5 protein-coding genes, 1 tRNA gene and 8 rRNA genes are annotated in these 22,316 nt (G+C 45.7%); 1 reads left to right on the forward strand and 13 read right to left on the reverse strand.

The annotated features are described in order from the left end of the window. Positions 1–11: 11 nt before the first annotated feature. The 9 genes from HWV02_RS22565 to HWV02_RS22605 form a co-directional block, all read right to left on the reverse strand. Positions 12–2,903: ribosomal RNA gene (locus HWV02_RS22565) — 23S ribosomal RNA — on the reverse strand. Positions 2,904–3,194: 291 nt separating this feature from the next. Next, a 16S ribosomal RNA gene (locus HWV02_RS22570) occupies positions 3,195–4,739 on the reverse strand. Positions 4,740–5,661: 922 nt separating this feature from the next. Beyond that, a 5S ribosomal RNA gene (gene rrf / locus HWV02_RS22575) occupies positions 5,662–5,777 on the reverse strand. 126 nt (positions 5,778–5,903) lie between these two features. Continuing rightward, a 23S ribosomal RNA gene (locus tag HWV02_RS22580) occupies positions 5,904–8,794 on the reverse strand. Between the two features lie 220 nt (positions 8,795–9,014). Then, a tRNA-Glu gene (locus tag HWV02_RS22585) sits at positions 9,015–9,090 on the reverse strand. Between the two features lie 119 nt (positions 9,091–9,209). Next, positions 9,210–10,754 (reverse strand): 16S ribosomal RNA (locus tag HWV02_RS22590). A gap of 922 nt (positions 10,755–11,676) precedes the next feature. Beyond that, positions 11,677–11,792, reverse strand: a 5S ribosomal RNA gene (gene rrf, locus HWV02_RS22595). A gap of 140 nt (positions 11,793–11,932) precedes the next feature. Next, positions 11,933–14,823: ribosomal RNA gene (locus tag HWV02_RS22600) — 23S ribosomal RNA — on the reverse strand. Between the two features lie 291 nt (positions 14,824–15,114). After that, positions 15,115–16,659: ribosomal RNA gene (locus HWV02_RS22605) — 16S ribosomal RNA — on the reverse strand. The 16S, 23S and 5S rRNA genes sit together here with 1 tRNA gene alongside, the layout of an rRNA operon. A gap of 456 nt (positions 16,660–17,115) precedes the next feature. On the opposite strand from HWV02_RS22605, the gene nadE reads away from it, so the two are divergent. Next, on the forward strand, positions 17,116–17,952 hold the full coding sequence (gene nadE, locus HWV02_RS22610; RefSeq protein WP_211677962.1) for an ammonia-dependent NAD(+) synthetase: 837 nt from the start codon (positions 17,116–17,118) through the stop codon (positions 17,950–17,952). 72 nt (positions 17,953–18,024) lie between these two features. On the opposite strand, the gene glmU is transcribed toward nadE, so the two are convergent. The 4 genes from glmU to atpG form a co-directional block, all read right to left on the reverse strand. Continuing rightward, the gene (gene glmU / locus HWV02_RS22615; protein ID WP_211689365.1) at positions 18,025–19,389 is read right to left on the reverse strand and encodes a bifunctional UDP-N-acetylglucosamine diphosphorylase/glucosamine-1-phosphate N-acetyltransferase GlmU; all 1,365 of its coding nucleotides are present in this window, start codon (positions 19,387–19,389) and stop codon (positions 18,025–18,027) included. Between the two features lie 160 nt (positions 19,390–19,549). Beyond that, positions 19,550–19,975, reverse strand: a complete 426-nt coding sequence (locus HWV02_RS22620) for a F0F1 ATP synthase subunit epsilon (RefSeq protein ID WP_045108515.1) — start codon at positions 19,973–19,975, stop codon at positions 19,550–19,552. 15 nt (positions 19,976–19,990) lie between these two features. After that, positions 19,991–21,376 carry a F0F1 ATP synthase subunit beta gene (gene atpD / locus HWV02_RS22625; protein WP_211689367.1) on the reverse strand — a complete coding sequence of 462 codons (1,386 nt, stop codon included), beginning with the start codon at positions 21,374–21,376 and terminating at the stop codon, positions 19,991–19,993. A gap of 29 nt (positions 21,377–21,405) precedes the next feature. Then, on the reverse strand, positions 21,406–22,272 hold the full coding sequence (atpG, locus tag HWV02_RS22630; protein WP_211677965.1) for a F0F1 ATP synthase subunit gamma: 867 nt from the start codon (positions 22,270–22,272) through the stop codon (positions 21,406–21,408). Between the last annotated feature and the right edge of the window lie 44 nt (positions 22,273–22,316).

Raw genomic sequence — 22,316 nt, forward strand, 5'->3', positions numbered from 1 at the left:
CTTCAGTTTGTATGGTTAAGCCTCACGGGTAATTAGTACAAGTTAGCTCAATGCCTCACAGCACTTACACACCTTGCCTATCAACGTTGTAGTCTCCAACGGCCCTTCAGGGGACTTAAAGTCCCAGTGAGAACTCATCTCGAGGCCTGCTTCCCGCTTAGATGCTTTCAGCGGTTATCAGTTCCGAACTTAGCTACCGGGCAATGCTATTGGCATAACAACCCGAACACCAGTGGTTCGTCCACTCCGGTCCTCTCGTACTAGGAGCAGCTCCTCTCAATTCTCAAACGCCCACGGCAGATAGGGACCGAACTGTCTCACGACGTTCTAAACCCAGCTCGCGTACCACTTTAAATGGCGAACAGCCATACCCTTGGGACCAACTTCAGCCCCAGGATGTGATGAGCCGACATCGAGGTGCCAAACACCGCCGTCGATATGAACTCTTGGGCGGTATCAGCCTGTTATCCCCGGAGTACCTTTTATCCGTTGAGCGATGGCCCTTCCATTCAGAACCACCGGATCACTAAGACCTACTTTCGTACCTGCTCGACGTGTCTGTCTCGCAGTTAAGCTGGCTTATGCCTTTGCACTAACCACATGATGTCCAACCATGTTTAGCCAACCTTCGTGCTCCTCCGTTACTCTTTGGGAGGAGACCGCCCCAGTCAAACTACCCACCAGACACTGTCCGCAACCCCGATAAGGGGCCTACGTTAGAACATCAAACGTACAAGGGTGGTATTTCAAGGTTGACTCCACATCATCTAGCGACAATGCTTCAACGTCTCCCACCTATCCTACACATGTAGGTTCAATGTTCAGTGCCAAGCTATAGTAAAGGTTCACGGGGTCTTTCCGTCTAGCCGCGGGTACACTGCATCTTAACAGCGATTTCAATTTCACTGAGTCTCGGGTGGAGACAGCGTGGCCATCATTACGCCATTCGTGCAGGTCGGAACTTACCCGACAAGGAATTTCGCTACCTTAGGACCGTTATAGTTACGGCCGCCGTTTACCGGGGCTTCGATCATGAGCTTCGACCTAAGTCTAACCCAATCAATTAACCTTCCGGCACCGGGCAGGCGTCACACCGTATACGTCATCTTTCGATTTTGCACAGTGCTGTGTTTTTAATAAACAGTTGCAGCCACCATTTCTCTGCGACCGACAATAGCTTACGGAGCAAGTCCTTCACCATCATCGGCGTACCTTCTCCCGAAGTTACGGTACCATTTTGCCTAGTTCCTTCACCCGAGTTCTCTCAAGCGCCTTAGTATTCTCTACCTAACCACCTGTGTCGGTTTGGGGTACGATTCTCTTATATCTGAAGCTTAGAGGTTTTTCCTGGAAGCCGGGTATCAACTACTTCATCTCCGTAGAGACTCGTCATCAGCTCTCAGCCTTAATGTGCGCCCGGATTTACCTAAGCACACAGCCTACAACCTTAAACATGGACAACCATCGCCATGCTAGCCTAACCTTCTCCGTCACCCCATCGCAATATAAGTGAGTACAGGAATATTAACCTGTTTCCCATCGACTACGCCTTTCGGCCTCGCCTTAGGGGTCGACTCACCCTGCCCCGATTAACGTTGGACAGGAACCCTTGGTCTTTCGGCGTGGAGGTTTTTCACCCCCATTATCGTTACTCATGTCAACATTCGCACTTCTGATACCTCCAGCAAGCTTCTCAACTCACCTTCGACGGCTTACAGAACGCTCCTCTACCATGCAAGAACAAGTCTTGCATCCGTAGCTTCGGTGGTATGTTTAGCCCCGTTAAATCTTCCGCGCAGACCGACTCGACCAGTGAGCTATTACGCTTTCTTTAAAAGATGGCTGCTTCTAAGCCAACTTCCTGGCTGTCTGAGCCTTTCCACATCGTTTCCCACTTAACATACACTTTGGGACCTTAGCTGACGGTCTGGGTTGTTTCCCTTTCCACGACGGACGTTAGCACCCGCCGTGTGTCTCCCGCGATTGAACTTATTGGTATTCGGAGTTTGCAAAGGGTTGGTAAGTCGGGATGACCCCCTAGCCTTAACAGTGCTCTACCCCCAATAGTTAGACGCGAGGCGCTACCTAAATAGCTTTCGAGGAGAACCAGCTATCTCCCGGTTTGATTGGCCTTTCACCCCCAGCCACAAGTCATCCGCTAATTTTTCAACATTAGTCGGTTCGGTCCTCCAGTTGATGTTACTCAACCTTCAACCTGCCCATGGCTAGATCACCGGGTTTCGGGTCTAATCCCAGCAACTATTCGCGCAGTTAACACTCGGTTTCCCTACGGCTCCGCTATTCGCTTAACCTTGCTACTGAAATTAAGTCGTTGACCCATTATACAAAAGGTACGCAGTCACAGAACAAGTCTGCTCCCACTGCTTGTACGTATACGGTTTCAGGTTCTATTTCACTCCCCTCACAGGGGTTCTTTTCGCCTTTCCCTCACGGTACTGGTTCACTATCGGTCAGTCAGTAGTATTTAGCCTTGGAAGATGGTCCTCCCATATTCAAACAGCATATCACGTGTGCCGTCCTACTCGATTTCACAGTAAGGTCGTTTTCATGTACGGGACTATCACCCTGTATCGTGAAACTTTCCAGAATCTTCCACTAACTTCCAAACTGCTTAAGGGCTAGACCCCGTTCGCTCGCCGCTACTAAGGGTATCTCTATTGATTTCTTTTCCTCGGGGTACTTAGATGTTTCAGTTCTCCCGGTTCGCTTCGTAACGCTATGTATTCACGTTACGATACTCTACAAAGTAGAGTGGGTTCCCCCATTCGGAAATCTGTGGATTAACGCTTTTTATCAACTCCCCACAGCTTAACGCAGATTAACACGTCCTTCATCGCCTCTGACTGCCTAGGCATCCACCGTATACGCTTAGTCACTTAACCATACAATCTAAAGTCGACCGTACAATTGAAATAACTAGGTATTATCTAGTTTTTTTCGCCTCAAGAATACTCAAGAACACTATATTGTTATTACCGAAGTAATAACGTGTTTTAAGAACTTCTTTATTTATTCAGCTTTCCAAATTTTTAAAGAGCAATTTGCTAAAAAGCAAAGATAAACAAGCGATTGCTTATCTTTGCTTACTAGCGTCTTACTATTAGTAAGACATACTATTCAACTTTCTATTCAAGCAATTTGTGTGGGCACTTACAAAAATTAACAACTTTACGTAAGGAGGTGATCCAGCCCCAGGTTCCCCTAGGGCTACCTTGTTACGACTTCACCCCAGTCATGAACCACACCGTGGTCATCGCCCTCCCGAAGGTTAAGCTAATGACTTCTGGTGCAGCCCACTCCCATGGTGTGACGGGCGGTGTGTACAAGGCCCGGGAACGTATTCACCGTGACATTCTGATTCACGATTACTAGCGATTCCGACTTCATGGGGTCGAGTTGCAGACCCCAATCCGGACTACGACGCACTTTATGGGATTCGCTTACCATTGCTGGTTTGCAGCCCTTTGTATGCGCCATTGTAGCACGTGTGTAGCCCTACTCGTAAGGGCCATGATGACTTGACGTCGTCCCCACCTTCCTCCGGTTTATCACCGGCAGTCTCCTTAGAGTTCCCACCATTACGTGCTGGCAAATAAGGATAAGGGTTGCGCTCGTTGCGGGACTTAACCCAACATTTCACAACACGAGCTGACGACAGCCATGCAGCACCTGTCTCATAGTTCCCGAAGGCACCAATTCATCTCTGAAAAGTTCTATGGATGTCAAGAGTAGGTAAGGTTCTTCGCGTTGCATCGAATTAAACCACATGCTCCACCGCTTGTGCGGGCCCCCGTCAATTCATTTGAGTTTTAACCTTGCGGCCGTACTCCCCAGGCGGTCTACTTAATGCGTTAGCTTAAGAGCCCAGTTCTCAAGGAACCAAACTCCGAGTAGACATCGTTTACGGCGTGGACTACCGGGGTATCTAATCCCGTTTGCTACCCACGCTTTCGCATCTGAGCGTCAGTTACTTGCCAGGTGGCCGCCTTCGCCACTGGTATTCCTTCAGATCTCTACGCATTTCACCGCTACACCTGAAATTCTACCACCCTCTCAAGAACTCTAGTTTGCCAGTTCGAAATGCAGTTCCCAGGTTGAGCCCGGGGCTTTCACATCTCGCTTAACAAACCGCCTGCATGCGCTTTACGCCCAGTAATTCCGATTAACGCTTGCACCCTCCGTATTACCGCGGCTGCTGGCACGGAGTTAGCCGGTGCTTCTTCTGCGAGTAACGTCACAGCAGTAGAGTATTAATCTACTGCCTTTCCTCCTCGCTGAAAGTACTTTACAACCCTAAGGCCTTCTTCATACACGCGGTATGGCTGCATCAGGGTTTCCCCCATTGTGCAATATTCCCCACTGCTGCCTCCCGTAGGAGTCTGGACCGTGTCTCAGTTCCAGTGTGGCTGATCATCCTCTCAGACCAGCTAGGGATCGTCGCCTTGGTGAGCTCTTACCTCACCAACAAGCTAATCCCACTTGGGCTCATCTAGTCGCGAGAGCTTTCAAGAAGAGGCCCCCTTTCACCCGTAGGTCGTATGCGGTATTAGCAGTCGTTTCCAACTGTTGTCCCCCTCGACTAGGCAGATTCCCAAGCATTACTCACCCGTCCGCCGCTCGACGCCAGAATAGCAAGCTATTCTTCGTTTCCGCTCGACTTGCATGTGTTAAGCCTACCGCCAGCGTTCAATCTGAGCCATGATCAAACTCTTCAATTAAAAGTTTTTTGACTAATCAACGATGTTGATTAAGTCGGCTCAATGAATTCTGTACTTCAACAACAAACCGAGGTTTGTTGTTTATAAAACCAAATCTTTCGATTTAATTTAATGTTCACAATTACATTGATATAATTTTTGGTCATTATATCTCTGCAAGTGCTCACACAGATTGCTTGAATAAATTGTTAAAGAGCATTGACATCAACGCTTTGCGTCTTAGTCAGGCTGCGTATTCTACGCAAACCAGATTCGAAGTCAAGCACATATTTATGCTTTATTCAGGACGTTTAAAAAGTAACCTAAGTTCTTTTTAAACACCTTACTGAGCGGCTCTTGCCGTGTCAGTGGGATGCATTATAGGGATTTAGATCACATTAGCAATCCATTTTATGCACTTATATTGATTTAATATTTAGTGCAGGAAAAACCAGCAATAACACGTGCATTAACGATCACGATTCATACGAACGGTGATAATTACAGCATAATATGATTGGCCTGAACTTGCGTTACAGATTTACTTTAAGGGTAATACTATCGAGCAAGGATATTAAGTTTAGTCCTTAGCGTCCAATTACGCCATTTTACAGCCAAAATAAAACGGTTTTAGCATAAATAAATTATTACACGTGTATATTCCGCGATAATAAGACCCGATATTCAGTTCAGCGAAAGAGAACTGCGTATTTTTACAAGCTAGCACCTGTACATTATCGCTGACTTTAATTAATCCAACTTTAAATACACAAAAACCAGCCATCGGCTGGTTTTTTATTAGTTGGAATACGTTTATAGCAACCAACGCTGCTGGTTAAGCTCGGTATTTTTAATTCAAACGCGCAATAATCACATCACAGGTGTAAATTACAGACACAAAAAAGCCGATATCATTACTGATATCGGCTCTCTCTAATTTGGCGCTTGGCGATGCCCTACTCTCACATGGGGAAGCCCCACACTACCATCGGCGTTATTACGTTTCACTACTGAGTTCGGAATGGGATCAGGTGGTACCGCAACACTATGGTCACCAAGCAAATCTGGTTTGCTTTCATGTTGTATCTTTAAAATCTGAAAAGCTATAAATAAAGAAGTCTTTAAAACATAAAGTGTTCTGTCTATTCTTAAGTCGATATTTCAATTAATCATACTTTAATTTGTATGGTTAAGCCTCACGGGTAATTAGTACAAGTTAGCTCAATGCCTCACAGCACTTACACACCTTGCCTATCAACGTTGTAGTCTCCAACGGCCCTTCAGGGGACTTAAAGTCCCAGTGAGAACTCATCTCGAGGCCTGCTTCCCGCTTAGATGCTTTCAGCGGTTATCAGTTCCGAACTTAGCTACCGGGCAATGCTATTGGCATAACAACCCGAACACCAGTGGTTCGTCCACTCCGGTCCTCTCGTACTAGGAGCAGCTCCTCTCAATTCTCAAACGCCCACGGCAGATAGGGACCGAACTGTCTCACGACGTTCTAAACCCAGCTCGCGTACCACTTTAAATGGCGAACAGCCATACCCTTGGGACCAACTTCAGCCCCAGGATGTGATGAGCCGACATCGAGGTGCCAAACACCGCCGTCGATATGAACTCTTGGGCGGTATCAGCCTGTTATCCCCGGAGTACCTTTTATCCGTTGAGCGATGGCCCTTCCATTCAGAACCACCGGATCACTAAGACCTACTTTCGTACCTGCTCGACGTGTCTGTCTCGCAGTTAAGCTGGCTTATGCCTTTGCACTAACCACATGATGTCCAACCATGTTTAGCCAACCTTCGTGCTCCTCCGTTACTCTTTGGGAGGAGACCGCCCCAGTCAAACTACCCACCAGACACTGTCCGCAACCCCGATAAGGGGCCTACGTTAGAACATCAAACGTACAAGGGTGGTATTTCAAGGTTGACTCCACATCATCTAGCGACAATGCTTCAACGTCTCCCACCTATCCTACACATGTAGGTTCAATGTTCAGTGCCAAGCTATAGTAAAGGTTCACGGGGTCTTTCCGTCTAGCCGCGGGTACACTGCATCTTAACAGCGATTTCAATTTCACTGAGTCTCGGGTGGAGACAGCGTGGCCATCATTACGCCATTCGTGCAGGTCGGAACTTACCCGACAAGGAATTTCGCTACCTTAGGACCGTTATAGTTACGGCCGCCGTTTACCGGGGCTTCGATCATGAGCTTCGACCTAAGTCTAACCCAATCAATTAACCTTCCGGCACCGGGCAGGCGTCACACCGTATACGTCATCTTTCGATTTTGCACAGTGCTGTGTTTTTAATAAACAGTTGCAGCCACCATTTCTCTGCGACCGACAATAGCTTACGGAGCAAGTCCTTCACCATCATCGGCGTACCTTCTCCCGAAGTTACGGTACCATTTTGCCTAGTTCCTTCACCCGAGTTCTCTCAAGCGCCTTAGTATTCTCTACCTAACCACCTGTGTCGGTTTGGGGTACGATTCTCTTATATCTGAAGCTTAGAGGTTTTTCCTGGAAGCCGGGTATCAACTACTTCATCTCCGTAGAGACTCGTCATCAGCTCTCAGCCTAATGTGCGCCCGGATTTACCTAAGCACACAGCCTACAACCTTAAACATGGACAACCATCGCCATGCTAGCCTAACCTTCTCCGTCACCCCATCGCAATATAAGTGAGTACAGGAATATTAACCTGTTTCCCATCGACTACGCCTTTCGGCCTCGCCTTAGGGGTCGACTCACCCTGCCCCGATTAACGTTGGACAGGAACCCTTGGTCTTTCGGCGTGGAGGTTTTTCACCCCCATTATCGTTACTCATGTCAACATTCGCACTTCTGATACCTCCAGCAAGCTTCTCAACTCACCTTCGACGGCTTACAGAACGCTCCTCTACCATGCAAGAACAAGTCTTGCATCCGTAGCTTCGGTGGTATGTTTAGCCCCGTTAAATCTTCCGCGCAGACCGACTCGACCAGTGAGCTATTACGCTTTCTTTAAAAGATGGCTGCTTCTAAGCCAACTTCCTGGCTGTCTGAGCCTTTCCACATCGTTTCCCACTTAACATACACTTTGGGACCTTAGCTGACGGTCTGGGTTGTTTCCCTTTCCACGACGGACGTTAGCACCCGCCGTGTGTCTCCCGCGATTGAACTTATTGGTATTCGGAGTTTGCAAAGGGTTGGTAAGTCGGGATGACCCCCTAGCCTTAACAGTGCTCTACCCCCAATAGTTAGACGCGAGGCGCTACCTAAATAGCTTTCGAGGAGAACCAGCTATCTCCCGGTTTGATTGGCCTTTCACCCCCAGCCACAAGTCATCCGCTAATTTTTCAACATTAGTCGGTTCGGTCCTCCAGTTGATGTTACTCAACCTTCAACCTGCCCATGGCTAGATCACCGGGTTTCGGGTCTAATCCCAGCAACTATTCGCGCAGTTAACACTCGGTTTCCCTACGGCTCCGCTATTCGCTTAACCTTGCTACTGAAATTAAGTCGTTGACCCATTATACAAAAGGTACGCAGTCACAGAACAAGTCTGCTCCCACTGCTTGTACGTATACGGTTTCAGGTTCTATTTCACTCCCCTCACAGGGGTTCTTTTCGCCTTTCCCTCACGGTACTGGTTCACTATCGGTCAGTCAGTAGTATTTAGCCTTGGAAGATGGTCCTCCCATATTCAAACAGCATATCACGTGTGCCGTCCTACTCGATTTCACAGTAAGGTCGTTTTCATGTACGGGACTATCACCCTGTATCGTGAAACTTTCCAGAATCTTCCACTAACTTCCAAACTGCTTAAGGGCTAGACCCCGTTCGCTCGCCGCTACTAAGGGTATCTCTATTGATTTCTTTTCCTCGGGGTACTTAGATGTTTCAGTTCTCCCGGTTCGCTTCGTAACGCTATGTATTCACGTTACGATACTCTACAAAGTAGAGTGGGTTCCCCCATTCGGAAATCTGTGGATTAACGCTTTTTATCAACTCCCCACAGCTTAACGCAGATTAACACGTCCTTCATCGCCTCTGACTGCCTAGGCATCCACCGTATACGCTTAGTCACTTAACCATACAATCTAAAGTCGACCGTACAATTGAAATAACTAGGTATTATCTAGTTTTTTTCGCCTCAAGAATACTCAAGAACACTATATTGTTATTGCCGAAGCAATAACGTGTTTTAAGAACTTCTTTATTTATTCAGCTTTCCAAATTTTTAAAGAGCAATTTGCTAAAAAGCAAAGATAAGCATTCGCTGCTTAGCTTTGATTTTTAATCAGAAAGAAAAGTGGTATCCCGTACGAGATTTGAACTCGTGTTACCGCCGTGAAAGGGCGGTGTCCTAGGCCTCTAGACGAACGGGACACTATTTACTTTCTACGTTTGGATTTCATCCCAAACGTTGTCTTATTTTCATAAGACTGTCTTTAACGTTTCTATTCAAGCAATTTGTGTGGGCACTTACAAAAATTAACAACTTTACGTAAGGAGGTGATCCAGCCCCAGGTTCCCCTAGGGCTACCTTGTTACGACTTCACCCCAGTCATGAACCACACCGTGGTCATCGCCCTCCCGAAGGTTAAGCTAATGACTTCTGGTGCAGCCCACTCCCATGGTGTGACGGGCGGTGTGTACAAGGCCCGGGAACGTATTCACCGTGACATTCTGATTCACGATTACTAGCGATTCCGACTTCATGGGGTCGAGTTGCAGACCCCAATCCGGACTACGACGCACTTTATGGGATTCGCTTACCATTGCTGGTTTGCAGCCCTTTGTATGCGCCATTGTAGCACGTGTGTAGCCCTACTCGTAAGGGCCATGATGACTTGACGTCGTCCCCACCTTCCTCCGGTTTATCACCGGCAGTCTCCTTAGAGTTCCCACCATTACGTGCTGGCAAATAAGGATAAGGGTTGCGCTCGTTGCGGGACTTAACCCAACATTTCACAACACGAGCTGACGACAGCCATGCAGCACCTGTCTCATAGTTCCCGAAGGCACCAATTCATCTCTGAAAAGTTCTATGGATGTCAAGAGTAGGTAAGGTTCTTCGCGTTGCATCGAATTAAACCACATGCTCCACCGCTTGTGCGGGCCCCCGTCAATTCATTTGAGTTTTAACCTTGCGGCCGTACTCCCCAGGCGGTCTACTTAATGCGTTAGCTTAAGAGCCCAGTTCTCAAGGAACCAAACTCCGAGTAGACATCGTTTACGGCGTGGACTACCGGGGTATCTAATCCCGTTTGCTACCCACGCTTTCGCATCTGAGCGTCAGTTACTTGCCAGGTGGCCGCCTTCGCCACTGGTATTCCTTCAGATCTCTACGCATTTCACCGCTACACCTGAAATTCTACCACCCTCTCAAGAACTCTAGTTTGCCAGTTCGAAATGCAGTTCCCAGGTTGAGCCCGGGGCTTTCACATCTCGCTTAACAAACCGCCTGCATGCGCTTTACGCCCAGTAATTCCGATTAACGCTTGCACCCTCCGTATTACCGCGGCTGCTGGCACGGAGTTAGCCGGTGCTTCTTCTGCGAGTAACGTCACAGCAGTAGAGTATTAATCTACTGCCTTTCCTCCTCGCTGAAAGTACTTTACAACCCTAAGGCCTTCTTCATACACGCGGTATGGCTGCATCAGGGTTTCCCCCATTGTGCAATATTCCCCACTGCTGCCTCCCGTAGGAGTCTGGACCGTGTCTCAGTTCCAGTGTGGCTGATCATCCTCTCAGACCAGCTAGGGATCGTCGCCTTGGTGAGCTCTTACCTCACCAACAAGCTAATCCCACTTGGGCTCATCTAGTCGCGAGAGCTTTCAAGAAGAGGCCCCCTTTCACCCGTAGGTCGTATGCGGTATTAGCAGTCGTTTCCAACTGTTGTCCCCCTCGACTAGGCAGATTCCCAAGCATTACTCACCCGTCCGCCGCTCGACGCCAGAATAGCAAGCTATTCTTCGTTTCCGCTCGACTTGCATGTGTTAAGCCTACCGCCAGCGTTCAATCTGAGCCATGATCAAACTCTTCAATTAAAAGTTTTTTGACTAATCAACGATGTTGATTAAGTCGGCTCAATGAATTCTGTACTTCAACAACAAACCGAGGTTTGTTGTTTATAAAACCAAATCTTTCGATTTAATTTAATGTTCACAATTACATTGATATAATTTTTGGTCATTATATCTCTGCAAGTGCTCACACAGATTGCTTGAATAAATTGTTAAAGAGCATTGACATCAACGCTTTGCGTCTTAGTCAGGCTGCGTATTCTACGCAAACCAGATTCGAAGTCAAGCACATATTTATGCTTTATTCAGGACGTTTAAAAAGTAACCTAAGTTCTTTTTAAACACCTTACTGAGCGGCTGTTGCCGTGTCAGTGGGATGCATTATAGGGATTTAGATCACATTAGCAATCCATTTTATGCACTTATATTGATTTAATATTTAATGCAGGAAAAACCAGCAATAACACGTGCATTAACGATCACGATTCATACGAACGGTGATAATTACAGCATAATATGATTGGCCTGAACTTGCGTTACAGATTTACTTTAAGGGTAATACTATCGAGCAAGGATATTAAGTTTAGTCCTTAGCGTCCAATTACGCCATTTTACAGCCAAAATAAAACGGTTTTAGCATAAATAAATTATTACACGTGTATATTCCGCGATAATAAGACCCGATATTCAGTTCAGCGAAAGAGAACTGCGTATTTTTACAAGCTAGCACCTGTACATTATCGCTGACTTTAATTAATCCAACTTTAAATACACAAAAACCAGCCATCGGCTGGTTTTTTATTAGTTGGAATACGTTTATAGCAACCAACGCTGCTGGTTAAGCTCGGTATTTTTAATTCAAACGCGCAATAATCACATCACAGGTGTAAATTACAGACACAAAAAAGCCGATATCATCGCTGATATCGGCTCTCTCTAATTTGGCGCTTGGCGATGCCCTACTCTCACATGGGGAAGCCCCACACTACCATCGGCGTTATTACGTTTCACTACTGAGTTCGGAATGGGATCAGGTGGTACCGCAACACTATGGTCACCAAGCAAATTTGGTTTGCTTTCAAGTTGTATCTTTAAAATCTGAAAAGCTATAAATAAAGAAGTCTTTAAAACCTATCTTTCGATAAATAGTAGTGTTCAATCAATTCTTAAGTCGTATTTCAATTAATCATACTTTAATTTGTATGGTTAAGCCTCACGGGTAATTAGTACAAGTTAGCTCAATGCCTCACAGCACTTACACACCTTGCCTATCAACGTTGTAGTCTCCAACGGCCCTTCAGGGGACTTAAAGTCCCAGTGAGAACTCATCTCGAGGCCTGCTTCCCGCTTAGATGCTTTCAGCGGTTATCAGTTCCGAACTTAGCTACCGGGCAATGCTATTGGCATAACAACCCGAACACCAGTGGTTCGTCCACTCCGGTCCTCTCGTACTAGGAGCAGCTCCTCTCAATTCTCAAACGCCCACGGCAGATAGGGACCGAACTGTCTCACGACGTTCTAAACCCAGCTCGCGTACCACTTTAAATGGCGAACAGCCATACCCTTGGGACCAACTTCAGCCCCAGGATGTGATGAGCCGACATCGAGGTGCCAAACACCGCCGTCGATATGAACTCTTGGGCGGTATCAGCCTGTTATCCCCGGAGTACCTTTTATCCGTTGAGCGATGGCCCTTCCATTCAGAACCACCGGATCACTAAGACCTACTTTCGTACCTGCTCGACGTGTCTGTCTCGCAGTTAAGCTGGCTTATGCCTTTGCACTAACCACATGATGTCCAACCATGTTTAGCCAACCTTCGTGCTCCTCCGTTACTCTTTGGGAGGAGACCGCCCCAGTCAAACTACCCACCAGACACTGTCCGCAACCCCGATAAGGGGCCTACGTTAGAACATCAAACGTACAAGGGTGGTATTTCAAGGTTGACTCCACATCATCTAGCGACAATGCTTCAACGTCTCCCACCTATCCTACACATGTAGGTTCAATGTTCAGTGCCAAGCTATAGTAAAGGTTCACGGGGTCTTTCCGTCTAGCCGCGGGTACACTGCATCTTAACAGCGATTTCAATTTCACTGAGTCTCGGGTGGAGACAGCGTGGCCATCATTACGCCATTCGTGCAGGTCGGAACTTACCCGACAAGGAATTTCGCTACCTTAGGACCGTTATAGTTACGGCCGCCGTTTACCGGGGCTTCGATCATGAGCTTCGACCTAAGTCTAACCCAATCAATTAACCTTCCGGCACCGGGCAGGCGTCACACCGTATACGTCATCTTTCGATTTTGCACAGTGCTGTGTTTTTAATAAACAGTTGCAGCCACCATTTCTCTGCGACCGACAATAGCTTACGGAGCAAGTCCTTCACCATCATCGGCGTACCTTCTCCCGAAGTTACGGTACCATTTTGCCTAGTTCCTTCACCCGAGTTCTCTCAAGCGCCTTAGTATTCTCTACCTAACCACCTGTGTCGGTTTGGGGTACGATTCTCTTATATCTGAAGCTTAGAGGTTTTTCCTGGAAGCCGGGTATCAACTACTTCATCTCCGTAGAGACTCGTCATCAGCTCTCAGCCTAATGTGCGCCCGGATTTACCTAAGCACACAGCCTACAACCTTAAACATGGACAACCATCGCCATGCTAGCCTAACCTTCTCCGTCACCCCATCGCAATATAAGTGAGTACAGGAATATTAACCTGTTTCCCATCGACTACGCCTTTCGGCCTCGCCTTAGGGGTCGACTCACCCTGCCCCGATTAACGTTGGACAGGAACCCTTGGTCTTTCGGCGTGGAGGTTTTTCACCCCCATTATCGTTACTCATGTCAACATTCGCACTTCTGATACCTCCAGCAAGCTTCTCAACTCACCTTCGACGGCTTACAGAACGCTCCTCTACCATGCAAGAACAAGTCTTGCATCCGTAGCTTCGGTGGTATGTTTAGCCCCGTTAAATCTTCCGCGCAGACCGACTCGACCAGTGAGCTATTACGCTTTCTTTAAAAGATGGCTGCTTCTAAGCCAACTTCCTGGCTGTCTGAGCCTTTCCACATCGTTTCCCACTTAACATACACTTTGGGACCTTAGCTGACGGTCTGGGTTGTTTCCCTTTCCACGACGGACGTTAGCACCCGCCGTGTGTCTCCCGCGATTGAACTTATTGGTATTCGGAGTTTGCAAAGGGTTGGTAAGTCGGGATGACCCCCTAGCCTTAACAGTGCTCTACCCCCAATAGTTAGACGCGAGGCGCTACCTAAATAGCTTTCGAGGAGAACCAGCTATCTCCCGGTTTGATTGGCCTTTCACCCCCAGCCACAAGTCATCCGCTAATTTTTCAACATTAGTCGGTTCGGTCCTCCAGTTGATGTTACTCAACCTTCAACCTGCCCATGGCTAGATCACCGGGTTTCGGGTCTAATCCCAGCAACTATTCGCGCAGTTAACACTCGGTTTCCCTACGGCTCCGCTATTCGCTTAACCTTGCTACTGAAATTAAGTCGTTGACCCATTATACAAAAGGTACGCAGTCACAGAACAAGTCTGCTCCCACTGCTTGTACGTATACGGTTTCAGGTTCTATTTCACTCCCCTCACAGGGGTTCTTTTCGCCTTTCCCTCACGGTACTGGTTCACTATCGGTCAGTCAGTAGTATTTAGCCTTGGAAGATGGTCCTCCCATATTCAAACAGCATATCACGTGTGCCGTCCTACTCGATTTCACAGTAAGGTCGTTTTCATGTACGGGACTATCACCCTGTATCGTGAAACTTTCCAGAATCTTCCACTAACTTCCAAACTGCTTAAGGGCTAGACCCCGTTCGCTCGCCGCTACTAAGGGTATCTCTATTGATTTCTTTTCCTCGGGGTACTTAGATGTTTCAGTTCTCCCGGTTCGCTTCGTAACGCTATGTATTCACGTTACGATACTCTACAAAGTAGAGTGGGTTCCCCCATTCGGAAATCTGTGGATTAACGCTTTTTATCAACTCCCCACAGCTTAACGCAGATTAACACGTCCTTCATCGCCTCTGACTGCCTAGGCATCCACCGTATACGCTTAGTCACTTAACCATACAATCTAAAGTCGACCGTACAATTGAAATAACTAGGTATTATCTAGTTTTTTTCGCCTCAAGAATACTCAAGAACACTATATTGTTATTACCGAAGTAATAACGTGTTTTAAGAACTTCTTTATTTATTCAGCTTTCCAAATTTTTAAAGAGCAATTTGCTAAAAAGCAAAGATAAACAAGCGATTGCTTATCTTTGCTTACTAGCGTCTTACTATTAGTAAGACATACTATTCAACTTTCTATTCAAGCAATTTGTGTGGGCACTTACAAAAACTAACAACTTTACGTAAGGAGGTGATCCAGCCCCAGGTTCCCCTAGGGCTACCTTGTTACGACTTCACCCCAGTCATGAACCACACCGTGGTCATCGCCCTCCCGAAGGTTAAGCTAATGACTTCTGGTGCAGCCCACTCCCATGGTGTGACGGGCGGTGTGTACAAGGCCCGGGAACGTATTCACCGTGACATTCTGATTCACGATTACTAGCGATTCCGACTTCATGGGGTCGAGTTGCAGACCCCAATCCGGACTACGACGCACTTTATGGGATTCGCTTACCATTGCTGGTTTGCAGCCCTTTGTATGCGCCATTGTAGCACGTGTGTAGCCCTACTCGTAAGGGCCATGATGACTTGACGTCGTCCCCACCTTCCTCCGGTTTATCACCGGCAGTCTCCTTAGAGTTCCCACCATTACGTGCTGGCAAATAAGGATAAGGGTTGCGCTCGTTGCGGGACTTAACCCAACATTTCACAACACGAGCTGACGACAGCCATGCAGCACCTGTCTCATAGTTCCCGAAGGCACCAATTCATCTCTGAAAAGTTCTATGGATGTCAAGAGTAGGTAAGGTTCTTCGCGTTGCATCGAATTAAACCACATGCTCCACCGCTTGTGCGGGCCCCCGTCAATTCATTTGAGTTTTAACCTTGCGGCCGTACTCCCCAGGCGGTCTACTTAATGCGTTAGCTTAAGAGCCCAGTTCTCAAGGAACCAAACTCCGAGTAGACATCGTTTACGGCGTGGACTACCGGGGTATCTAATCCCGTTTGCTACCCACGCTTTCGCATCTGAGCGTCAGTTACTTGCCAGGTGGCCGCCTTCGCCACTGGTATTCCTTCAGATCTCTACGCATTTCACCGCTACACCTGAAATTCTACCACCCTCTCAAGAACTCTAGTTTGCCAGTTCGAAATGCAGTTCCCAGGTTGAGCCCGGGGCTTTCACATCTCGCTTAACAAACCGCCTGCATGCGCTTTACGCCCAGTAATTCCGATTAACGCTTGCACCCTCCGTATTACCGCGGCTGCTGGCACGGAGTTAGCCGGTGCTTCTTCTGCGAGTAACGTCACAGCAGTAGAGTATTAATCTACTGCCTTTCCTCCTCGCTGAAAGTACTTTACAACCCTAAGGCCTTCTTCATACACGCGGTATGGCTGCATCAGGGTTTCCCCCATTGTGCAATATTCCCCACTGCTGCCTCCCGTAGGAGTCTGGACCGTGTCTCAGTTCCAGTGTGGCTGATCATCCTCTCAGACCAGCTAGGGATCGTCGCCTTGGTGAGCTCTTACCTCACCAACAAGCTAATCCCACTTGGGCTCATCTAGTCGCGAGAGCTTTCAAGAAGAGGCCCCCTTTCACCCGTAGGTCGTATGCGGTATTAGCAGTCGTTTCCAACTGTTGTCCCCCTCGACTAGGCAGATTCCCAAGCATTACTCACCCGTCCGCCGCTCGACGCCAGAATAGCAAGCTATTCTTCGTTTCCGCTCGACTTGCATGTGTTAAGCCTACCGCCAGCGTTCAATCTGAGCCATGATCAAACTCTTCAATTAAAAGTTTTTTGACTAATCAACGTTGTTGATTAAGTCGGCTCAATGAATTCTGTACTTCAACAACAAACCGAGGTTTGTTGTTTATAAAACCAAATCTTTCGATTTAATTTAATGTTCACAATTACATTGATATAATTTTTGGTCATTATATCTCTGCAAGTGCTCACACAGATTGCTTGAATAAATTGTTAAAGAGCATACTGAGCGGCTGTTGCCGTTTCAGTGGGATGGATTATAGAGAATTCGATCACATAGGCAAGCGTTATTATAAAATAACCTCACAAACAACAAGCTCTGTATAGATTTAGTACAGAAGTGTGTTTTTTCGATCTTGATAGTATATGAATCCCCCAATATAGCGAAGCAAGACATGATAAAAGTCATCATTAACATCGTCAGATAACTAGTAATGTCCATTTATCGCGATACAATAACCTTAACCAAGGAGATATACCCATGACTGAACTTAAAAAACAAATTATCGCAGAGATGAAAGTTAAACCTAGTATCGATATCGCCGATGAGATCCGTAGTCGCATCAACTTTATCAAACAACAATTAACTGACTCAGGATTAAAAAGTTTAGTATTAGGTATAAGTGGTGGTGTTGATTCATCAACTTGTGGCCGACTTTGCCAATTAGCTATCGAAGAGCTAAATACAGAGTACCAGAGTAATGTTTATAATTTCATTGCAGTACGTTTACCTTACTCTGTACAAGCAGATGAAGATGATGCACAAAAAGCACTTCGCTTTATTAATCCAAAAACATCTGTCACAGTCAATATTCAATCTGGTGCAGATAGTATTCATGCAGAAGTACTCGAATCCGTGAAAGCAGCTGGATTACCAGAAAGCACCGCATTCAACCAAGATTTTAATAAAGGTAATGTAAAAGCAAGAATGCGAATGATTGCACAATATGAAATTGCCGGTTTATATCAAGGTTTAGTACCAGGAACAGATCACAGTGCAGAAAACATTTCCGGCTTCTTTACTAAACACGGTGACGGAGCTTGTGATTTAGCACCATTGTTTGGTTTAAATAAACGTCAGGTGAGAGCACTCGCAGCCTATTTAGGCGCATCAGAATTAGTTTATCAAAAAGTACCTACTGCCGATTTGGAAGAAGAGCGCCCTCAATTAGAAGATGAAATTGCCTTAGGTGTTACTTATGAGCAAATCGATGATTTCTTAGAAGGGAAAGAGATCGATATTAAAGCTGAAACTAAAATTATCGATACCTATAAAAAAACAACTCATAAACGTAATCCAATTCCAACCCCTGTATAATGCATAGTTTATGACGAATACAAAAAAGCAGAGATAAGCCTCTGCTTTTTATAACTGCAATTACATTAACGCTTACTTTGCAACTTTAGTTGGTTTAGGCCAACTTTTGATATGACGCTGTTTCACTCGAGTGATCACAAGTTCATCGGCAGCTACATCTTTCGCTATAGTAGAACCGGCGCCAACAGTGGCATTTTTACCAATAGTGACAGGTGCGATCAATTGACTATCTGAACCAATGAATGCGCCATCTTCAATAACCGTCTGGAATTTATTTACCCCATCATAGTTACAAGTAATAGTACCCGCACCAATATTTACTTTTTCACCAATAAGGCTATCGCCAAGATAAGCAAGGTGACCAGCTTTAGAGCCTTTACCTAATGTTGTCTTTTTCAGCTCAACAAAGTTACCTACATGTGCATCGTCTTCCAGTATAGTATTAGGACGTAAACGCGCAAATGGGCCTACACTACAATCAATACCAATTGTCGCTGATTCAATAATGGAGTTTGGTTTTATCTCAGAATTATCACCTATATGACAATCTTTCAAAATACAGTTAGCACCAATAGTGACACCACGACCAATAGTGACCTTACCTTCAATAATCACATTAATATCAAAAGTAACATCGTTACCAACATTAACTTCGCCGCGTAAGTCAAAGCGACGAGGATCAAGCATAGTAACGCCTTGCTCCATGAGTTTATATGCTTGTAATTCTTGGTATGCGCGTTCTAGTTCAGCTAATTGCATGCGGTTATTCACACCTTCAACTTCGATATTTGCAATCGGGTGAACGGCGTTAATCGTGCGACCTGCTTTATGTGCAAGTGCAATTACATCAGTTAAGTAATATTCAGCTTGAGCATTATTATTATCTAACAAAGATAACCAGTGCTGAAAATCTGCACCATTAGCAACGAGGATTCCGGAATTCACTTCATTAATTTTAAGTTGTTCTGCAGATGCATCTTTCTGCTCAACAATACCTACAACCGTCTCGCCCTCACGGACAATTCGGCCATACCCCATCGGATTATCTAATTTCACAGTAAGTAAGCCAATACCACCTTTAGGCTGAGATTGGCATAGATGCGTTAGTGTTTCTTGGCTAATTAATGGAACATCACCATACAACACTAATACTTGCTCATCAGCTTTAAATTGACCCGCGGCCTGTTGTACCGCATGGCCTGTCCCCAATTGTTCAGCTTGTAGAACCCAATTTAATTTATCATCTTGAATTCGTGATTTCAGTAATTCAGCACCATGGCCATAAACTAAATGGATATCGTTAACATCTAATTGTTTTACGGTATCAATAACATGCTGAACCATTGGTTTTTTAGCAATTGGGTGAAGAACTTTAGGAAGATCTGAACGCATACGCGTTCCTTTACCAGCGGCAAGAATAACAACACTAATGGGCATAATGGGCTCTTATCTGAATGATGACATTAAAATATAAATAGAATATTCAGGTTATAGGGAATGATTAAGTTTAACAATATTAATGTGTATTAAAAACATAAAAAAAAGCGACCCTAAGGTCGCTTTTTGACAACTAAACGCATTCAATTAAAAATTCAAACTAGTTGAATTTTTTAACCAATTTAAGCACGCGAAGTTGAGCAATTGCATCAGCCAGTTGATTCGCAACTTTAACATAATCTACATCTTGGTTAGTTGCAGAGCTGTTAAGTAGTTCTTCAGCTTGTCTTTTGGCTTCTTGCGCTTTGGCTAAATCTAGATCTTCTGCACGAATCGCAGTATCAGCCAGCACGGTAACTTCGCCAGGTTGTACTTCACAAGTACCGCCTGAAACGAAGATAACTTCTTCTTCACCGTGTTGTTTAACCAAGCGCACCATGCCAGGTACTATTCCAGTTAATAGTGGTGTATGTCCAGCTAAAATGCCGAACTCACCGCCAGAACCGGTAACTTGAATGCTTTCAGCACGCCCAGAAAATAAAACACCTTCTGCGCTTACTACATTCAAATCAAAAGTCATAGCCATAGTGCCCTCGCTTATTTACAGTTTCTTCGCAGCTTCAACAGCATCGTCGATAGAACCACAATACATGAACGCTTGCTCAGGAAGATCATCGTAATCGCCCTCTAGTAAGCCTTTAAAGCCACGTAGAGTTTCTTTTAATGATACTAGAACACCTGGGTCACCCGTAAATACTTCAGCAACATGGTATGGCTGAGTTAAGAAACGTTGGATCTTACGAGCACGAGATACAATTTGCTTATCTTCTTCAGATAGCTCATCCATACCTAGGATCGCAATAATGTCTTTTAACTCAGTATAACGCTGTAGTACACCTTGAACGCCACGAGCGATGTCGTAATGTTCTTGACCAACGACTAGAGGATCTAACTGACGAGAAGTAGAATCTAGTGGGTCGATCGCAGGGTACATACCCATTGAAGCAATGTTACGGTTCAGTACAACTGTTGCATCTAAGTGAGCAAATGTTGTTGCTGGAGATGGATCCGTTAAATCATCCGCAGGTACGTATACCGCTTGGATTGATGTAATTGAACCACTCTTAGTTGAAGTAATACGCTCTTGTAGGATACCCATTTCTTCAGCTAGTGTAGGCTGGTAGCCTACTGCTGATGGCATACGACCTAGCAGTGCAGATACTTCAGTTCCCGCAAGTGTATAACGATAGATATTATCGATGAATAATAATACATCTTTACCTTCGTCACGGAAGCGTTCAGCCATTGATAAACCAGTCAAAGCAACGCGTAAACGGTTACCTGGAGGCTCATTCATTTGGCCGTAAACCATTGCTACTTTATCAAGTACGCCGGCTTCTTCCATCTCGTAGTAGAAATCGTTACCTTCACGAGTACGCTCACCAACACCAGCAAACACAGATAAACCTGAGTGAGCTTTAGCGATGTTGTTGATCAGTTCCATCATGTTTACGGTTTTACCAACACCGGCACCACCGAATAGACCGACTTTACCACCTTTAGCAAATGGGCAAATCAAATCGATAACTTTAACACCAGTTTCTAACAATTCGCTAGAAAGTGACTGCTCTTCATAAGAAGGCGCTGTACGGTGAATTTCATAACGCATATCTGTTGGGATAGCGCCTTTACCGTCAATTGGGTTACCAAGAACGTTTACAATACGACCAAGACATTCGTCACCAACAGGCACGCTAATCGCGCTACCAGTGTTAGTTACTTTAAGGCCTCGGCGTAAACCGTCACTTGAACCCATAACGATACAACGAACAACACCACCACCGATTTGTTGCTGAACTTCTAGCACCAATTCAGATAGGTTAGCGTCGTCGAATGTCAGTGCATCGTACACTTGAGGTACGGATTCTTGTGGAAACTCAACGTCCACAACTGCACCGATGATCTGGACAATAATACCAGTACTCATTTTAAATCCTCTAAACTTTACAAGTTTGCCTAAACCGCTGAAGCACCAGCACAAATTTCAGAAATTTCTTGTGTGATGGCAGATTGACGAGCTTTGTTAAAGACTAACTGTAACTCATCAATAATGTCACCAGCATTGTCAGTTGCATTTTTCATTGCAAACATACGTGCTGCTTGCTCTGATGCAGCGTTCTCGACAACACCTTGATACACTTGAGATTCAATAAATCTAACTAATAATTTAGTTAGAAGCTCAGCAGGCTCACCTTCATAAAGGTAATCCCAGCCATGCTTAGGTAATGCTTCATTTTCTTCCGATGCAGGCAACGGCAGTAGTTGATCGATAGTTGGTTCTTGCGTCATTGTATTAACAAATTTGTTATATACAACGAATAAGCGATCCAACTTCCCGTTATCGTATGCTTCTAGCATAACTCGAACAGAACCAATCAAATCTTCTAATGCAGGTTCTTCACCGAGGTTAGCTACATTAGCCACCACGTTTCCGCCTACACTACCAAAAAATGTACCAGCTTTAGCACCAATAAGGCCTAAGTCGATATCTACTTTTTTGTCAGACCATCCCTTCATATCAGAGATAGTTTTTTTGAAAAGGTTAATGTTCAAGCCACCGCATAGACCACGGTCAGTTGAAATCACAATATAACCAACACGTTTCGCTTCACGCTCTTCTAGGTACGGATGAGAGTACTCTAGAGAACCTTCTGCGAGATGACCGATCACTCTGCGCATTGTGTTAGCGTATGGGCGACTAGATGCCATGCGATCTTGTGCTTTACGCATTTTGCTCGCGGCAACCATCTCCATTGCGCTGGTGATCTTCTGAGTATTAGTAATACTCCCGATCTTGTTTTTAATTTCTTTAGCGCCGGCCATTTGCTTCTCCTATTAAGCTAGCTGTGGCAGCAAAGGCTGCCACC

The organism is Moritella sp. 28, assembly GCF_018219435.1.
GTDB lineage: Bacteria > Pseudomonadota > Gammaproteobacteria > Enterobacterales > Moritellaceae > Moritella.

Bases quoted from the DNA above. Each gene is read 5' to 3' on its own strand.
- nadE (WP_211677962.1), top strand. From the start codon at position 17,116: ATGACTGAACTTAAAAAACAAATTATCGCAGAGATGAAAGTTAAACCT.
- glmU (WP_211689365.1), bottom strand. From the start codon at position 19,389: ATGCCCATTAGTGTTGTTATTCTTGCCGCTGGTAAAGGAACGCGTATG.
- HWV02_RS22620 (WP_045108515.1), bottom strand. From the start codon at position 19,975: ATGGCTATGACTTTTGATTTGAATGTAGTAAGCGCAGAAGGTGTTTTA.
- atpD (WP_211689367.1), bottom strand. From the start codon at position 21,376: ATGAGTACTGGTATTATTGTCCAGATCATCGGTGCAGTTGTGGACGTT.
- atpG (WP_211677965.1), bottom strand. From the start codon at position 22,272: ATGGCCGGCGCTAAAGAAATTAAAAACAAGATCGGGAGTATTACTAAT.